This window comes from Planococcus halocryophilus (assembly GCF_022489025.1).
GTDB lineage: Bacteria > Bacillota > Bacilli > Bacillales_A > Planococcaceae > Planococcus > Planococcus halocryophilus_A.
In genome coordinates, this window is record NZ_JAKVTG010000007.1 from 1 (window position 1) to 16407 (window position 16407).

Annotated in this window: 18 protein-coding genes and 1 tRNA gene; 15 read left to right on the forward strand and 4 right to left on the reverse strand. The window is 37.8% G+C overall.

Translation table 11 applies throughout. The features are described from left to right. Positions 1-63 precede the first annotated feature (63 nt). The 5 genes from MLE13_RS09805 to tsaD all read left to right on the forward strand — a co-directional run bounded on the left by MLE13_RS09805 (position 64) and on the right by tsaD (position 2891). Positions 64-136, forward strand: a tRNA-Asp gene (locus tag MLE13_RS09805). Between the two features lie 146 nt (positions 137-282). Beyond that, positions 283-735 carry a tRNA (adenosine(37)-N6)-threonylcarbamoyltransferase complex ATPase subunit type 1 TsaE gene (gene tsaE / locus MLE13_RS09810; protein WP_240749535.1) on the forward strand — a complete coding sequence of 151 codons (453 nt, stop codon included), beginning with the start codon at positions 283-285 and terminating at the stop codon, positions 733-735. Then, positions 732-1427 carry a tRNA (adenosine(37)-N6)-threonylcarbamoyltransferase complex dimerization subunit type 1 TsaB gene (gene tsaB, locus MLE13_RS09815; RefSeq protein WP_240749536.1) on the forward strand — a complete coding sequence of 232 codons (696 nt, stop codon included), beginning with the start codon at positions 732-734 and terminating at the stop codon, positions 1425-1427. The genes tsaE and tsaB overlap by 4 nt, the downstream gene beginning before the upstream one ends. Then, a complete protein-coding gene (rimI, locus tag MLE13_RS09820) occupies positions 1424-1879 on the forward strand; it encodes a ribosomal protein S18-alanine N-acetyltransferase (protein WP_240749537.1) in 456 nt (151 codons plus the stop codon). The genes tsaB and rimI overlap by 4 nt, the downstream gene beginning before the upstream one ends. Then, a complete protein-coding gene (gene tsaD / locus MLE13_RS09825) occupies positions 1872-2891 on the forward strand; it encodes a tRNA (adenosine(37)-N6)-threonylcarbamoyltransferase complex transferase subunit TsaD (RefSeq protein WP_240749538.1) in 1020 nt (339 codons plus the stop codon). The genes rimI and tsaD overlap by 8 nt, the downstream gene beginning before the upstream one ends. 378 nt (positions 2892-3269) lie before the next feature. Here the strand turns inward: tsaD and MLE13_RS09830 are convergent, their stop codons facing one another. Next, positions 3270-5204, reverse strand: coding sequence for an ABC-F family ATP-binding cassette domain-containing protein (locus tag MLE13_RS09830; protein ID WP_240749539.1), 1935 nt, complete (start codon positions 5202-5204; stop codon positions 3270-3272). Between the two features lie 132 nt (positions 5205-5336). On the opposite strand from MLE13_RS09830, the gene MLE13_RS09835 reads away from it, so the two are divergent. The 3 genes from MLE13_RS09835 (at position 5337) to tatC (ending at position 7037) form a co-directional block, all read left to right on the forward strand. Beyond that, positions 5337-5969: a redox-sensing transcriptional repressor Rex gene (locus MLE13_RS09835; protein ID WP_240749540.1), complete on the forward strand. Its 633-nt coding sequence runs from the start codon at positions 5337-5339 to the stop codon at positions 5967-5969. Positions 5970-6059: 90 nt separating this feature from the next. Next, the gene (locus MLE13_RS09840) at positions 6060-6254 is read left to right on the forward strand and encodes a twin-arginine translocase TatA/TatE family subunit (RefSeq protein WP_240749541.1); all 195 of its coding nucleotides are present in this window, start codon (positions 6060-6062) and stop codon (positions 6252-6254) included. Between the two features lie 12 nt (positions 6255-6266). After that, positions 6267-7037, forward strand: coding sequence for a twin-arginine translocase subunit TatC (gene tatC, locus MLE13_RS09845; RefSeq protein WP_240749542.1), 771 nt, complete (start codon positions 6267-6269; stop codon positions 7035-7037). A gap of 17 nt (positions 7038-7054) precedes the next feature. On the opposite strand, the gene MLE13_RS09850 is transcribed toward tatC, so the two are convergent. Further along, the gene (locus MLE13_RS09850) at positions 7055-7867 is read right to left on the reverse strand and encodes a CPBP family intramembrane glutamic endopeptidase (protein ID WP_240749543.1); all 813 of its coding nucleotides are present in this window, start codon (positions 7865-7867) and stop codon (positions 7055-7057) included. A gap of 192 nt (positions 7868-8059) precedes the next feature. Here MLE13_RS09850 and groES point away from each other — a divergent pair, with 192 nt between their 5' ends. The 5 genes from groES to MLE13_RS09870 all read left to right on the forward strand — a co-directional run bounded on the left by groES (position 8060) and on the right by MLE13_RS09870 (position 13301). Next, the gene (gene groES, locus MLE13_RS09855; protein ID WP_008429894.1) at positions 8060-8344 is read left to right on the forward strand and encodes a co-chaperone GroES; all 285 of its coding nucleotides are present in this window, start codon (positions 8060-8062) and stop codon (positions 8342-8344) included. Positions 8345-8375: 31 nt separating this feature from the next. Next, positions 8376-10007 carry a chaperonin GroEL gene (gene groL / locus MLE13_RS09860; RefSeq protein WP_240749544.1) on the forward strand — a complete coding sequence of 544 codons (1632 nt, stop codon included), beginning with the start codon at positions 8376-8378 and terminating at the stop codon, positions 10005-10007. A gap of 96 nt (positions 10008-10103) precedes the next feature. Next, positions 10104-11015: a tyrosine-type recombinase/integrase gene (locus MLE13_RS09865; protein WP_240749545.1), complete on the forward strand. Its 912-nt coding sequence runs from the start codon at positions 10104-10106 to the stop codon at positions 11013-11015. Positions 11016-11916: 901 nt separating this feature from the next. Then, positions 11917-12198, forward strand: a complete 282-nt coding sequence (locus tag MLE13_RS18060; RefSeq protein WP_430905210.1) for a hypothetical protein — start codon at positions 11917-11919, stop codon at positions 12196-12198. 338 nt (positions 12199-12536) lie between these two features. Further along, complete coding sequence (locus MLE13_RS09870; protein ID WP_240749546.1) at positions 12537-13301, forward strand: hypothetical protein; 765 nt, start codon at positions 12537-12539, stop codon at positions 13299-13301. A 228-nt stretch (positions 13302-13529) separates the two neighbouring features. On the opposite strand, the gene MLE13_RS09875 is transcribed toward MLE13_RS09870, so the two are convergent. Both MLE13_RS09875 and MLE13_RS09880 read right to left on the reverse strand, forming a co-directional pair. Beyond that, complete coding sequence (locus MLE13_RS09875) at positions 13530-13724, reverse strand: hypothetical protein (protein ID WP_240749547.1); 195 nt, start codon at positions 13722-13724, stop codon at positions 13530-13532. Between the two features lies 1 nt (position 13725). Continuing rightward, entirely contained in the window at positions 13726-14097 is a 372-nt protein-coding gene (locus tag MLE13_RS09880; protein WP_240749548.1) for a DUF1413 domain-containing protein, read from the reverse strand. A gap of 367 nt (positions 14098-14464) precedes the next feature. Here MLE13_RS09880 and MLE13_RS09885 point away from each other — a divergent pair, with 367 nt between their 5' ends. Both MLE13_RS09885 and MLE13_RS09890 read left to right on the forward strand, forming a co-directional pair. Next, a complete protein-coding gene (locus MLE13_RS09885; protein ID WP_240749549.1) occupies positions 14465-14803 on the forward strand; it encodes a hypothetical protein in 339 nt (112 codons plus the stop codon). Positions 14804-14940: 137 nt separating this feature from the next. Next, a complete protein-coding gene (locus tag MLE13_RS09890; protein WP_240749550.1) occupies positions 14941-15537 on the forward strand; it encodes a recombinase family protein in 597 nt (198 codons plus the stop codon). The last annotated feature ends 870 nt before the right edge of the window (positions 15538-16407 follow it).

A 16407-nucleotide genomic window follows, 5' to 3' on the forward strand; every position in this document is an offset into this window, starting at 1 on the left:
TGATGGTAGTTGGGGGTTTCCCCCTGTGAGAGTAAGACGTCGCTGGTCTGTTTTATTTTTTTTGGTCCCGTGGTGTAGCGGTTAACATGCCTGCCTGTCACGCAGGAGATCGCCGGTTCGATCCCGGTCGGGACCGTAATTTTGATGATGAACACAGCGATCATGCTGTGTTCATTTTTTTTGTTGAAAAGACATTAACTCTTATGGGAAAAACGATATATTTTGATTTACGACAGCTATTTCGCTAAACTATGTAAAGACTCAATAGAGGTGACATGATCAATGACATATACAAAAAAGCTGAATTCGCCAGAAGAAACCGAAAGTTTTGCAATTGATCTTGCAGAACGATTAGAACCCGGAGATCTGCTAACGCTTGAAGGAGATTTGGGTGCTGGAAAAACTACTTTCACAAAAGGCCTAGCTAAGGGTCTTGGGATTCAACGTATGGTAAACAGTCCAACTTTTACAATCTTAAAACAATACTCAGGGCGTTTAGACTTAAATCATTTTGACGTCTATCGTCTTGAAAACAGCGACGAAGATATCGGCTTTGATGAATTTTTCAATAGCGAAGCGGTATCAGTTGTAGAATGGGCAAGATTCGTTGAAGAATATTTGCCAAAAGAACGCTTGGAAATCACCATCAACCGACAGTCTGAACAGGGACGAAAGATGACCTTAAATCCAATAGGCATACGGTATGAAAATCTTTGTAAGGAGCTAAACTTATGATCTATCTTGGAATTGATACCTCAAATTCTCCTTTGTCTCTCGCGTTAATCGAAGATGGAAGAGTTTTAATAGAAGAAACATCTAATTTAAAAATCAACCACTCGTTAACAGCTATGCCTGCAATTGAAGAAATGATGAAAAAGGCAAAAATCACACCTGCTGAATTGACGCATATTGCAGTAGCTGAAGGACCGGGTTCTTACACGGGTGTACGTATTGGCTTAACCATTGCAAAAACATTGGCTTGGTCATTAAAAATCCCTCTTCATCTTGTTTCTAGTTTAAAGGTGCTTGCAGCAAATGAGCAGGGGTTTGAAGGACTAGTTTGTCCCATAATGGATGCTCGCCGTGGGACAGCTTTTATCGGCTTGTATGAAGGCATTGGCTTAGCATCCGTTCTTGCTGATCAGCATAGCGACGTAAAAGAATTCTTGCTCAAAATTAAAGAACTCAATCGACCTGTGCTGTTTACCGGAGTAGATGTTAAATTGCACGAAGAACTTATTACAGAAGTGCTTGGTGTACAGGCACAATGGAGCGGAGTTTCAAACAGGTTGCCACGCGCATCAAATCTAATTATGTTGGCTCAAAAATCTGAGGAAAGCGCAGTTCACCATGCGGTTCCTGAGTATCGTCGCATCACAGAAGCAGAAGCGAATTACAATAAAGCTCAAGAAGGCAAAAGTTTATGAGTGAAATAGTGAATTATAGAAAAATGACTGTCGAAGACATAGATGTGGTTTATGAAATTGAAAAATTGTCTTTTACATTGCCTTGGACTAAAGATGCTTTTTATAATGAAATGAATATTAATGAGCATGCGTATTATGTGATTGCTGAAACGGATGAAGGCATTGTCGGGTATTGTGGAATGTGGCTCGTAATGGATGAAGCACATGTTACCAATATCGCTATTCACCCTGACCATCGTGGCAAAAAACTAGGCGGCGGTTTGATGGAAGCGGCAATTGAGACAGCGAAAGCACAAGGTGCCGTGTTAATGACATTAGAAGCACGAGTCAGCAATACAGTAGCTCAAAATCTTTACCGGAAATTAGGATTTAAAAATGGTGGCATTCGTAAGCGATATTATACGGATAATTACGAAGATGCCATAGTTATGTGGGTGAGATTCGATGAATAAAGACATTTATATATTGGGAATTGAAACAAGTTGTGATGAAACAGCGGCTTCTGTTGTTAAAAATGGAACGGAGATCATTTCAAATGTTGTAGCTTCTCAAATCGAGAGCCATAAACGTTTTGGCGGTGTTGTACCTGAGATCGCTTCAAGACATCATGTTGAACAAATCACTTTGGTCATTGAAGAAGCATTGCGATTGGCCCAACTAGAACCGCATCAATTAACTGCAGTTGCGGTAACAGAAGGACCCGGATTAGTGGGTGCTTTATTGATCGGTGTCAACGCTGCTAAAGCTTTTGCTTTTGCTCATCAACTACCTATAGTAGGAGTTCATCATATTGCAGGTCATATATATGCCAACCGTTTAGAACAGGAAATGGAGTTTCCGCTTCTTGCTTTAGTTATTTCAGGTGGCCATACAGAGCTGATTTATATGAAAGAACATGGTGACTTTACCGTTATTGGAGAAACACGTGACGATGCAGCTGGAGAAGCTTATGATAAAGTGGCACGAACATTAAATCTACCTTATCCTGGTGGACCTCATATTGATCGTTTGGCGCATGCTAGTGAAGAAGCCATCACGTTTCCAAGGATTTGGCTCGAAGAAGGATCTTATGATTTCAGTTTTAGTGGATTAAAATCGTCGGTTTTAAATTATATGCACAATGCAGCGCAGCGCGGAGAGACTGTAGCACCTGAACATGTAGCAGCTGGTTTCCAAAATAGTGTAGTAGAAGTGGTAACGGGTAAAACTGTTCGTGCTGCTAAAGAATATAACGTTCGTCAAGTGATTGCAGCAGGTGGCGTTGCAGCGAATAAAGGATTGAGAAAATCATTGGAATCTGCATTTCAAGAAAAAGAAATTCCTTTCTATATTCCTTCATTGCCATTATGTACGGATAATGCAGCTATGATTGCAGCAGCAGGAACAGTTATGTACGAAAAAGGAATTTTTGGTACAATGGCGATGAATGGGCGACCAGGCATGCCATTAACATCATGGATTTAATAAAAGCAAGTAATTTCATCATTTCAGAGAACTGGAATGTGTGAAATTACTTGCTTTTTTTTACCATAAAATTCAGACTTTTATACGTATGATGATAATTGTTCTGTCAATAGAGAACATTTGTACTTATGCACAATTTGTTAATAAACTGTTTGTAACTAGAGGATAAAGGGTGGGTATTCTACATATTGTGTACCTCTAAGTGGAAAACTATGTGGATAACATTTAAGTTGCCTGTGGATAATGTGTAAAAGTCTGTTGACAGTTGATAAGACAATATCGAGTATGTGGAGAAATCTGTGGAAATAAATATTTCATAAATAGCTATTGACCTATATATAGTAACAAAAAAACCGGCTATGCTATAGCCGGTTTTAATTAAATATTTTCAATTTTTTCCTGAATTTCAAGCCAATGCGTCATAACTTCTTCATGAGACGATTTAAGTTTTTCTAACTCATTTTGAAGTGGCAGCACCCGTTCATGATCTTGGAAGATTTCAGGTTTGCATAGTTGTTCTTCGATATCAGTAATTTGTAAATCTAATTTTTCCATCGTTTGTTCAATTTCTTCAGATTGTCGAACCAATTGGCGTTCGAGTTTTTTCGCTTCTTTGTCTATCTGCGAAGTGGAGGCAGCAACTGGCGCTTTTACTTCAGTGACCGAACCGGCTTCATCCAGTGCTTTTAGTTCAGCGATTTCGAGTTTTTTCTCGACATAATAATCGTAGTCACCCAAGTATTCGGTCGTGCCATCTTGCGTAAGTTCGCTAACTTTTGTGGCAATGCGGTTCATAAAGTAACGGTCATGCGAAACGAAAAGCAATGTGCCCGGATAATCCAATAATGCATTTTCCAATACTTCTTTACTGTCGAGGTCTAAGTGATTGGTTGGCTCATCGAGTAACAGCACATTAGCTTTTTGCATCATTAACTTCGCAAGTGCCACACGCGCTTTTTCGCCACCCGATAAAGTAGAGACAGGTTTTAGCACATCGTCACCGGTAAATAGAAAGCGTCCTAATATGCCACGTATGTCTTTTTCGTTGATCAGAGGATAGTCATCCCATAATTCGTTTAATACCAGCTTATTACCTTTTAAATTAGCTTGTTCTTGGTCGTAATAGCCAAATTGAATCCCGGTGCCATAATGAATATCACCCTCGAGTGGTTTCAGCTCTTTCATGATGGTTTTTAGCAAAGTGGATTTTCCGACACCGTTCGGTCCAACGAGCGCTAAACTTTCTTGCCGATATAGTTTTAATGAAATGTCTTTTGATACAGGTTCGGTGCCATATCCAATAGCTAACGATTGAACATTTAACACGTCGTTACCGCTTTGTTTGCCAATTGTGAAACCAAAGCTTGCTGACTTTTCACTGCCATCGGGGGCTTCCATCCAATCGGTTTTCTGCAAGACTTTCCGGCGGCTTTGTGCCATTTTCGTTGTGGAAGCTCGGGCTAAGTTGCGCTGGACATAATCTTCAAGCTTGGCTTTTTCCCCTTGTTGTTTTTCAAATTGCTTTTGGTCAAGTTCGTATTGCTTCGCTTTTTCATCCAAGTATCTGCTGTAGTTCCCACTGTATTTTTTAACGCGGTGACGAGATACTTCATAGACAAGCGTTACCACTTGGTCGAGGAAATATCGGTCATGGGAAACAATGAGCAAAGCACCCGGATAATTCTTCAAGAAGTTTTCCAGCCAGCTTAAAGTTTCGATGTCCAAATGGTTGGTCGGCTCATCGAGAATTAAGAGCTCAGGTTTGCTAAGCAAATGTTTGGCCAACATGAGCCGTGTTTTTTGCCCACCCGATAAAGACGTCACTTTTTTGTCGTAATCGTCCGGGTAAAATTTCATGCCGTGAAGAATCGCGCGTGTATCCGATTCGTATTGATAACCGCCTGCATCTTTAAAGTCATGTTGCAAAGAATCGTATTCTTTCATCACTTTGTCGTTTTCTTCAGGGTTGTTATAGATGTCGGGATTGGCCATTTGAGCTTCTAGATGACGAAGTTTCGCTTCTTGTTCACGGAAATGATGGAAAATTTTCATCATTTCATCCCAAACAGTCGCGTCTGATTCTAAATTGGATTGTTGTTCTAAATAGCCAATTGTCAAATCTTTCGGCATGCTAATATCGCCGCTATCGTAAGACATCTCTCCAGCTATGATTTTCAATAAGGTCGATTTTCCTGCGCCGTTGCGGCCTACTAATGCCACTCGGTCGCGGTGTTGTACTTCTAATTTGACGCCTGAGAGAATCTCTTCCGCGCCAAATGATTTATGGACTTGGTTTACTTGTAAAACAATCATGTAGGTCACCTCTATTCTCTTTAAGTGTAGCTGATAGAGCGGTTGTTCGCAATTGCACAAGCCTTTACATATCAAGGCTCCTACTGTAAGATGAAAGCGATTTGACAACACCTCAGGAGGATGCGAAAGCGTATGTTACACGAGACATCTAAAATTCCCCAAGCCACAACTAAAAGGCTGCCGCTATATTATCGCTTTCTTCAAAACTTCGCGAACGCCGGACAAAAACGGATTTCCTCGCAGGAGTTAAGTGAAGCGATGAAAATTGATTCTGCTACGATTCGCCGTGATTTTTCTCATCTAGGCGCTCTTGGTAAAAAAGGCTACGGCTATGACGTTCAAGAATTACTGCTGTTTTTCCGCAAAACATTAGACCAAGACGAAGCGACCAATGTCGCATTGATCGGCGTTGGTGGACTAGGCAGTGCATTCTTAAAGTATAATTTCCACCGCAACCATAATACGAAAATTATCGTCGCATTTGATTCTAATAGTCCGTTAGAAGGCGAGAAGATCAGCGAAATTGATACGTATCACCCGGATATGATTGAGGAAAAGATTAAAGAATATGGTGTGGAACTGGTTATTTTAACGGTGCCTTCCCGGTCAGCTCAAGAAGTGACAGATCGTTTAGCGAAAACCGATATTAAAGGAATCTTAAATTTCACCCCGGTTCGAATTTCGGTGCCTGATCATATTCGCGTCCAGACCATCGATTTGTCAGTAGAGCTTCAAACTTTGATCTACCAAATCAAGCAACAATGACTTAAAACCTTCACATTTCAACAGCCTTTGGAAATAGCCAAACCCGCTAGAATGATGTAAAATAGAGCCATAATACAGGAGGTGCAACGTATGCCAGGTCCAATGAGTATCATCATTATCGGTGTTGTTGCTTTACTTGTTTTCGGTCCGAAAAAATTACCGGAACTTGGAAAAGCATTCGGTTCGTCTTTACGTGAGTTCAAAAACGCTACAAAAGGACTTGTAGACGATGACGACGATAAAGTAGATTTGAAAAAGAAAGAAGAGCAAAAGGAAATACGATAGGATGTTTGTCTAATGCCAGAAAATGAGATGACATTAATTGAACATATAGGAGAACTCAGAAAACGGCTGACCATTCTAGTCGTTTTCTTTGTATTAGCGATTATTGTGAGTTTTTTCCTTGCACAACCGCTAATTCAGTATTTGCAGTATACCGAAGAAGCTAAAAATCTTACGTTAAATGCGTTTAAAATTACAGATCCGTTAAAGATTTTTATGCAAGTGACAATGATTTTAGCGTTAATCATGACTTCACCATTGATCATGTACCAATTCTGGGCGTTTATTAGCCCAGGACTTCTCGATAAAGAGCGGAGAGCTACATTAAGTTATATTCCGTTTTCTGTACTATTGTTTTTAGGTGGAATTGCTTTTGCCTATTTAATCTTGTTTCCATACGTTATCGGATTTATGTTGAACATATCCGATAATATGAATATCCAGGAAACAATCGGCATTAATGAATATTTTCAATTCTTGTTCCAAATTACGTTGCCGTTCGGCGTGATTTTCCAGCTGCCGGTAGTGATGTTGTTTTTAACAAGACTCGGAATTATTACACCAATGTTGATGACCAAGTATCGTAAGTTTTCGTATCTTGGGTTGGTTATTATTGCGGCGTTTATTACACCGCCCGACATCGTTTCACATATGATCGTCACGTTACCGCTTATTATTTTGTACGAATTTAGTGTCATGATTGCGAAAATCGGCTACCGCAAATTCTTAAAAGCAGAGCAGCAACAAGCAATTGAAGACCAACAAGAAAGCCTTCCACCGAATTGATTCGGGGAAGGCTTTTTTTACTGCAGATTTTCCAGTTGTTTTTGGAATTCCATGATTTTGTCCATATTCAGTTGAATAACCATCACGTAACTATTCAAAAGAATATGGGCGATGATGGGCGTGATGATGCTTTTTGTTTTTTGGTATAAAAACGCCAAGATCAATCCTGTTGTGAAATACAGCAACAGGTGCGTAAAGTCGAAATGAATCAATGCGAACGTCAAGGCACTCACCGCAGTGGCGAAAAAGAAATTGGTTGTCTGATTTAGAGAACCAAACAACACACGACGGAAAACCAGTTCTTCTAGAACTGGACCAAACAAGACGATTGATACAATCGCGAGTGGAACCACTTCAGCAATGCTCACTAATGAAGCGGTGTTTTCAGAACCAGGATCTATGCCAAGAAAATTCATTTCGATTAAAGCGGCAATCGATTGGCCGATAAGTAACAACAAAAAGCCGAGAAAGCCCCAAACAATCGACATAAGGAGAGACGACTTTTTACCTTTCCAAATATCAAAAAAGCGTTTGTCTCGGAACACGACAATAAGCGTTAAGATAAAGCCAATTCCCATAGTCAAAAAGATTAACCAGCCGGATGTAGCAATTCCCGCAGCTTGACGGTCCATACCTTGCCCTTGGAAATAACTCATGGTAGGGCTAATAAACAAAATCGGCGAAAGCTGTGCGACGATGAAAATTAACAATACATAAAGCGGGGTTTTTTTGCCTTTGGATTTGGGACGATAGGTGTTACTTTTTTTCGTTTTGGTTGATCGTTCATTTTTTAAGAAGTTGTCTATAAATTTTTTTTGTTTGTCGGGCATGATGTAATTCCTTTCACTTTTAAGCTCTCTCTTATTGTAGAGCTTTCAGAAGATAACCGCAAAGAAATCAAAATCATAATAGTTCCTACTTGCAAAAGACTGAAAACTTTATTAAACTTGTTAATGGGTTAGCACTCAGAGGTTGAGAGTGCTAATCGAGAACATTTAGATAATTTGAGGAGGGTGTTTCATTTGTTAAGACCACTAGGAGATCGTGTAATTATTGAGCTCATCGAAGCGGAAGAAAAAACATCAAGCGGTATCGTTTTACCGGGATCAGCACAAGAAAAACCGCAGGAGGGCCATGTGATCGCTGTAGGAAATGGACTTATTCGTGAAAACGGACAGCGCACAGCATTAGACGTGCAAGCTGGCGATCGCGTTATCTTCTCGAAATACGCAGGCTCTGAATTAAAATATGAAGGCAAAGAATATTTGATCTTACGTGAAAACGATATATTAGCAGTTTTAGGCTAAAATAAACCAACGACACAGGAGGAAGCTAAACATGGCAAAAGATATTAAGTTCAGCGAAGACGCACGTAGTTTAATGCTGAGAGGCGTAGATAAATTAGCAGACACAGTAAAAGTAACGCTTGGACCAAAAGGGCGTAACGTAGTGCTTGAGAAAAAATTCGGTTCGCCGTTAATCACCAATGATGGTGTGACGATCGCAAAAGAAATCGAACTTGAAAATGCTTTTGAAAACATGGGCGCAAAACTTGTTGCGGAAGTTGCTTCTAAAACAAACGACATCGCAGGTGACGGTACAACTACTGCAACCGTTCTTGCACAAGCTATGATCCGTGAAGGCTTGAAAAACGTTACAGCTGGCGCAAACCCAGTCGGCATTCGACACGGAATTGAACTAGCTGTTGAAAGTGCACTTAGCGAGTTAAAAGCGATTTCAAAACCAATCGAAGGCAAAGAATCCATTGCACAAGTTGCAGCGATTTCGTCTGGTGACGAAGAAGTCGGCAAACTGATTGCAGAAGCAATGGAGCGCGTTGGTAACGACGGCGTAATCACGCTAGAAGAATCACGTGGCTTTACAACAGAACTTGATGTTGTGGAAGGTATGCAGTTTGATCGCGGCTACCAATCACCATACATGGTAACTGATTCAGATAAAATGGAAGCTGTTTTAGAAAATCCATTTATTTTAGTAACTGACAAGAAAATTGGCAACATCCAAGAAATCTTACCAGTCCTTGAACAAGTGGTTCAACAAAGCAAACCGTTACTTATCGTTGCTGAAGACGTTGAAGGCGAAGCGTTAGCGACATTAGTAGTTAACAAATTGCGTGGCACGTTTAACGCAGTAGCTGTAAAGGCACCAGGCTTCGGTGATCGCCGCAAAGCAATGCTTGAGGATATTGCAGCATTAACAGGCGCAGAAGTGATTACAGAGGATCTAGGGCTTGAATTGAAAACAACAAACATTTCACAACTAGGTCGCGCATCTAAAGTTGTTGTAACGAAAGAAAGCACAACAATCGTAGAAGGCGCTGGCAACCAAGAGCACATCATTGCACGCGTTGGACAAATCCGCAGCCAATTAGAAGAGTCAACTTCTGAATTCGACAAAGAGAAACTACAAGAACGTCTAGCGAAATTAGCTGGCGGCGTGGCAGTTATCAAAGTCGGAGCGGCTACAGAAACAGAATTGAAAGAACGCAAACTTCGCATTGAAGATGCCTTGAACTCAACTCGTGCAGCTGTAGAAGAAGGAATTGTTGCCGGCGGTGGTACAGCATTAGTCAACGTCTACAACAAAGTAGCAGAACTTCTTGAATCACAAGAAGGCGACGTAGCAACAGGTATCAACATCGTACTTCGTGCGCTTGAAGAGCCAGTTCGTCAAATCGCAACAAACGCAGGACTTGAAGGGTCAATCATCGTTCACCGTCTGAAAACAGAAGAAGTCGGAATCGGCTATAACGCTGCGAACGGCGAATGGGTGAACATGGTAGAAGAAGGAATCGTTGATCCAACTAAAGTTACCCGTTCAGCATTACAAAACGCAGCATCTGTTGCGGCAATGTTCTTGACGACTGAAGCAGTTGTTGCAGACTTGCCAGAACCAGCAGGACAAGGCGGCGGCATGCCTGATATGGGCGGCATGGGCGGCATGATGTAGAAGAAAAGTTTCTCTAATTTGAGAAGCTGTCTAATTCATAATTTATTAGTATAGGAATAACCACTTCTCAGAAAATTGGAGAGGTGGTTATTTTTTATGCTTTTAAAATTTGCATATCAAGATTTTTTGGCAGACCGAAAGTTTAAAAATACAACACAAGTGAATATTGGGAACTATGAGAGGACATTAGGACTGTTTGTAGAGTATTGTCTTGAACTTGGTGTAATTAATGTTGAAGATGTGGGACATAGTCATGTACGGAGTTATCTAGTTGATTGTCAAAAAAAGGGCAATAAGGCAGGTACGATAAATACGAAAATCATGAGAATTCGCGCCTTCTATAATTATCTTATTGAAGAAAAGATGGTAAGTGAAAATATGGCTAGTAAAGTGAAGCTGCAAAAAGAAGATGTGAAGATTAATGTGTTTACAGATGAGCAAATACATCAAATGTTAGCTTACTATCGAAGTTTAAGACGTAGAGAGAAAAGTTATTTCAGTTACCGTGGTTACTTGTTAATAATATTGCTACTTGGAACAGGAACGAGAAGGAAGGAGGTAATAAACCTTAAGTGGTCAGATATTGATATGTTGAATGCAACGATGAGTGTACATGGTAAAAATCGTCAATATGAAACGATTTTTATGACTGGGAAACTCGTTAAAGAACTTTCAGTGTATAAGATTTTCTGTAAGAATTTCTTTGGTATAGAGCATGAGTATGTATTTTTAAATCGTGATAATACCCCAATGACAGATAACTCTATTATGTTGGTATTTAAGAATTTACAAACCCATATGAACTTTGCGGACGTTAGAGTTTCTCCTCACACTTTTAGACATACATTCTGCCACAGACTGGCTATGAGTGGCATGTCTGCGTTTGCGATACAGAAGATGATGCGACACAAAAATATAAATGTAACGATGAGGTACGTAGCAATGTGGGGGAATGAACTTAAAGAACAAAACGATAAACATAATCCATTGAATAAATTAGATATATGAATTAAAGAGCGGCGTGATGCTGCTCTTTTTTTTTATTAATAGACTCAAAATACTTACAAAATGATAAAAGAAAAAATCTGCTTGAATAATTATAATATGAGATGAATCACTACATTGTCCCTATCGATCGATTTAAAATGCTCTTGATTAATCGCTTAAACTCTTTAGTAGCTAGTTTTTTCATAACGGTTTGTATGGTCATCTCCAAAATTAAAGTCAGCGCATCGATCTACACCAAAAATGGGTAAAAAATACCGATACGAGACGTATGGTTTCTATAATGAATAAGTTGCTTTTACTAAGATTTTTCAGTTGTTAATTTTGATGTATTACAAAGAAAAATTTAAAGGTAGATGAAGATTTCGTAACAAAATACTAGGGTTAAACGAGACCAGTTTTTTTGAAAAAAGAGCAAAAAAAGTCCTTGACACGCTTTTTGGGGTCAAAATGTCAGAAACACCAGCTTTTTTCTGGGGAAACTAGGTCCGAAAAGTCAATTTTCCAATATGTATAATTAAGTACATAGGATTATTAAGGCGATACGTTAAATTCAAATAAACAAAATAGACAATGCTTTTCAGACCGTGACTTTTGTTTAATAGATTTCTTTTGAGTTGCTCTAATCAATCTCCAAATTCAATTATAGAAAGTGAGGAATGAGTAATATTAATAGCATAGTAATATCTATTAATTGCTTAAATTTATGAAAAAAATATGTAGCAAATGCAGTAAGAGAAAAAACGTTGAGGAGTTCAGTAAGGACCGAAATAAAGCCGATAATTTAACTAGTGCATGTAAGGAATGTAACAACTATCGAGAAAAGATGCGCAGAATAAACGGTGGAGATTTTACTAAAGAGCAGAAACAATTGGTATTCAAGAAGTACGGAAGGTTCTGTCAAATGTGTAATAACACTGAAAAATTGGAGGTCGACCATAGACTTCCACAAAGTATGTGTAAGCCTAACACAGCTAGTAGTGATGAAAATGCTTGGATACTGTGTAAAGGATGTAATATCAGTAAGGGAGCGCGGATTCTAATAGAGGTTATTAGAGAAGTTCCCAGAGATATTCTAGGACCAATGCTTTCTTTAGAATATGCCCAACCAATTGCACAGAAACGTTTTACTAAAGGTACTATAACAATTGGGAATAAACAGTATAGCGATGTGAGAATTAGTTAAACGTACATTTGTGGAGATGAAGAACTTAATACTACACCTTAATTTTAGGTGTAGTATAGCGCTTGTTATACTAAGTACACCTAAAATTAAGGTGGTTCCCTAAATAAAGGCACCTTAATTTTAGGTGTCCCCTCGATCTCATTAACACTAGAATTAATCAAAGGTAATTGAAGAAATTGCAGAGGGAATAGATAGAAGATTAATAGATAGAAGATATTAAGTAGATAGAAATGTACAGCAAAAGTCGGCAAAGCCTCCTTAGTTGCTGCTCAACAAAAAAATCTAAAAGTTTATCAATCAAATACAAAAACTAAGGAAATAAAAGGAGTTAAAAAAGTTTGGAAACTAAAACATTATCAACAAAAAAGTTAGAGGGTCAAGAATCATTTATCAAGATGTCAAAATCACTAATGGATACCAAAAAACTGGGGAAGAATGGCGAGCTAGGAGTCTATCATCTAGCAATAATTAAATCGTTGGCAAATAATTTTCAAGGTGTGGCATATACTGGTGTTACTCATATCATGAAATTTGTTGGTGTGAGTACAGAACAAAGCATGACGAAGGCGAGGGCAAAAGAATCTTTGCTCAATCTACAGGAGAGTGGGCATATCGAGATATTTAAGGATAGGGCAATGTTAAGTACTGTTACAGAAATCAAAAATGCTGAAAATTACTTTATTAAACCAACAGGGAAGGACGAGGAATATGGTTTTGCTAAAGTATTTTATGCAGATATTCAAAGAATTAATGAAATGAAAAGCGATTATAAGCCAAAAATATTTGCTACGTATTTAAATATGGTTGGTAACATTTTCTATAGTTTAAGCAATGTTCCAATGTCATATATGAAAATTGATACGGTTGTAAAAGGAACAGGAATTAATAGGAGATCGGTTGTAGAGTATCTAAAAGCATTGCATGAGTATGAAATTTTATATTTTGTACACTTTCATATAAATAATTCGATTTCGAAGAACTACTGCACAAGATGGATTCATAAAAAACATACAGCTGAATGGGCGGTAGCGGAAGCGGAATTTCAATATAGAACTACGAAAGAAAAATTTAAAGGTGGTGCAGAAGGCGTATCAGAAGAATAAGAAATATCTATATTTCAATCTTCTTTTCTGTGTAGTAAAGCAAATAATAGTAATAATTCAACTTACTTTGCAAAGTGGATTGAGTTAATATAACTCTGATTTTATTAACTCAATACTAATTAGATATTTCAGTACCAGAGTCTTTTTGTATAAAGTGGATATCAAAATGAAAAAGTATAACGTAGATATTTAAATCCGTTTGCTGCTTTCAAAAGGTTAATTGAATTGCTATTCTTCTACAGTTAAGTATTTGGTAATGTCGATTGTATCTTCTAAATCACAAAGTCTACTATTCATTGCACTTTCAACTGAGTCGGATAATTCAGTGTCTCTGAGTCCTATTTCATAAAGGGAGTCTTGAACGTCTTTATAAATAGCTGTAACCATTTCAGTAGGAAGTTGACTTATGTATTTTGTTTTCATATCATTTATCCCCTCTTTTATACCATTGTGCATTACCAGAATCTTTTTTAGTAGGTACAATAGAAAGCCAATTGTCTTTTTCTACTTTGTGCATAATCATCCGACCGAGATTTCTTCTAGCTGAGATATCTATATTCTTCCAGACATTCTGCTCGAAACAGTCACGTACTTTAAACTCTTTAGTATCCTTTTTTTGTGAAACTGCTTTCGCAAATTGCTTTAAAAGTTCATCGTAGTTAACAACGACGTCTGGCTGAGCATTAAATAATAAATAGCGTAGATAGTCTGGGACGCTAGCGTAGCCGTTTTCCACAGCTTGACTATACATATTTGCGTACTCATTTTCTGTAAGGTTTAACTTTACTAATTTCAATACAGCACCTCATTTCGTTTAGTTGTTGTTGTTACTGTACAACAACAACTTTTGGAAGTCAATTTAAAGGTGTGTAGGAAAATTTCAGAGTTAACTAAAGTATAAAGATGAATTTAATTAAGCTTAGATTTATAACATCGATGGATCGATTGAGAAGTTAAAACAGAATCAACATAATTACCTTTAGAATATAGGTTTAACTAAGTATTGTTAAGTGTTTTAAAATATAGTCGAATAGGTTTTAGAATTGACTAATTAGTAAATATATGTTATAATTAGTAGTATAAATTATTTGTTTTCCGAGCCAAAACTCCTTGGGGCATTCAAGAATTTAGCGTCTAAATTCAAGAAATTTGGAGTGGGTACAATGCTAAGTGCTTTAATTATGAATCCAGTATTCAGTGTAGAATGTAATATTGGAGATTTTACTATTGGATATGAGTATCAAATTGAGCAAGACAATGAGCAAGACAATGAGCAAGACAACGAGCAAGACAACGAGCAAGACAACGAGCAAGACAACGAGCAAGACAACGAGCAAGACAACGAGCAAGACAACGAGCAAGACAACGAGCAAGTAAACGAGCAAGTAAACGAGCAAGACAAAAATAATAAAGACGCTAAATTGTCTCGGAAAGCAAATAATTACAAACATAAAGAAAGAGTGCTAATCAATGCACTCTTTCTTTTTTTTTATAAAATTTAATACTAGATTTGAAATTAGTAGAAATAATATTTTTTGTATCATTTGAGTAAACCCAATTGATACAATTATGATTTGTTGCTATACTTGACTTCAGAGAGTGTCATTTACATGAATCATAAAAGAAATGAGGATTACTAATGAGATATGGATATGCTAGGGTATCATCAATGGGGCAGGAGTTAACGACACAAATAAACGCTCTAAGTGAAAATGGGTGTGAGAAGATATTCAAAGAAAAAGTAAGTGGAAGAGACAAGAAGAAAAGAATAGAGTTTGAAGTTCTTCTTTCCACAGTTTCCGAAGGAGATACTATAGTCGTCTCTAAGCTAGATCGATTTGCTAGGTCAACGAAAGATGCACTCAGCACTATTGAGCAGTTAAATGAAATGAATGTCAATCTCGTTGTATTAAACATGGGTGGCGATAGAGTAGATACATCTACTGCAATTGGCAAATTAATGATAACTGTACTTAGTGGTATAGCTGAGTTTGAGGCAGATATGATTAAGGAGCGGCAAATGGAAGGTATTGCGTTGGCAAAGCAAAGAGGTGTCTATAAAGGAAGACCTCATACATATACTGAGAAGCACAAAGGGTTGCAACACGCTTTGGAGTTATTCTACAATAGAGATACGAATAAGATGACTGTCAAGGAGATTGAGGAAATTACAAAGGTAAGTAAGGCTACTATATACAGAGAGGTGAGAAAGCAAAATGACAATATACTCTTATAAGTGCAGTTGTGGGCAACCGTATAATGTAAAAGGCGATGGCAACTATCCAATGAAAGATAAGTTTATAGCTACATGTACTTCTTGTGGTAATCAACTTACTCATAAATCTTCTTCAATTGATGTTGAATGGGAATTTGACCCCACATTTGACAGAAAGCATAATTAAATTAACAAAGACATCTACTGGAATTGTAGGTGTCTTTTTATGTACTATCAAATAAAGTTGAGTAAGTGATTACTTGTACCGCTTAACTATGGTTAAAGGACCGAAGATAGATGAGTTTCCAATTAACTTAAGAAGTCCTGATTCAAAATTCAAATAAGAACTCAATGAATGAACTTTCATGCAGTATTTGCGTTAACTAAACTAAAGAGTAGATTAATATTGTAACTTTAATCTGAGTATCTAAAAGTTTCGAAAGGTAGAATTCCTCTATCGGATGAAAAGTAAAGTATGTGAAAGTCGTAGAGAAGTATGATAGGTAGTTAATTGAATTAGAATGGAGAACTGCAGAAAGTGATAGGATCGTGGCTATCGATACGTGATAATTTGTAATCTTCTTGAATAAATAGGTTGTACGCGTTATAGCTTTTCAGTACTAATCAGTTTTGTACATAGCAGATTGCGATTGAAAAGTTTATTGGTAGTAAGCGTAGTTAGTTCAAAAAAATTCTGAATACACAACTCAGATGCAGTTAGAAGTATATTTAGAACGGTAACTTAGATAGGAACGTATTCTGAAACTGATATTTCAAAAAAAGCAAGGGCAGGACGTTCAGTTGCTGGTACTGATGGGCGGGGTGTATTATCACATTTTCTAGTACTCATTAGGGGCTAAGATATAGAGGTAGGTGTATCTACGTCAGAAA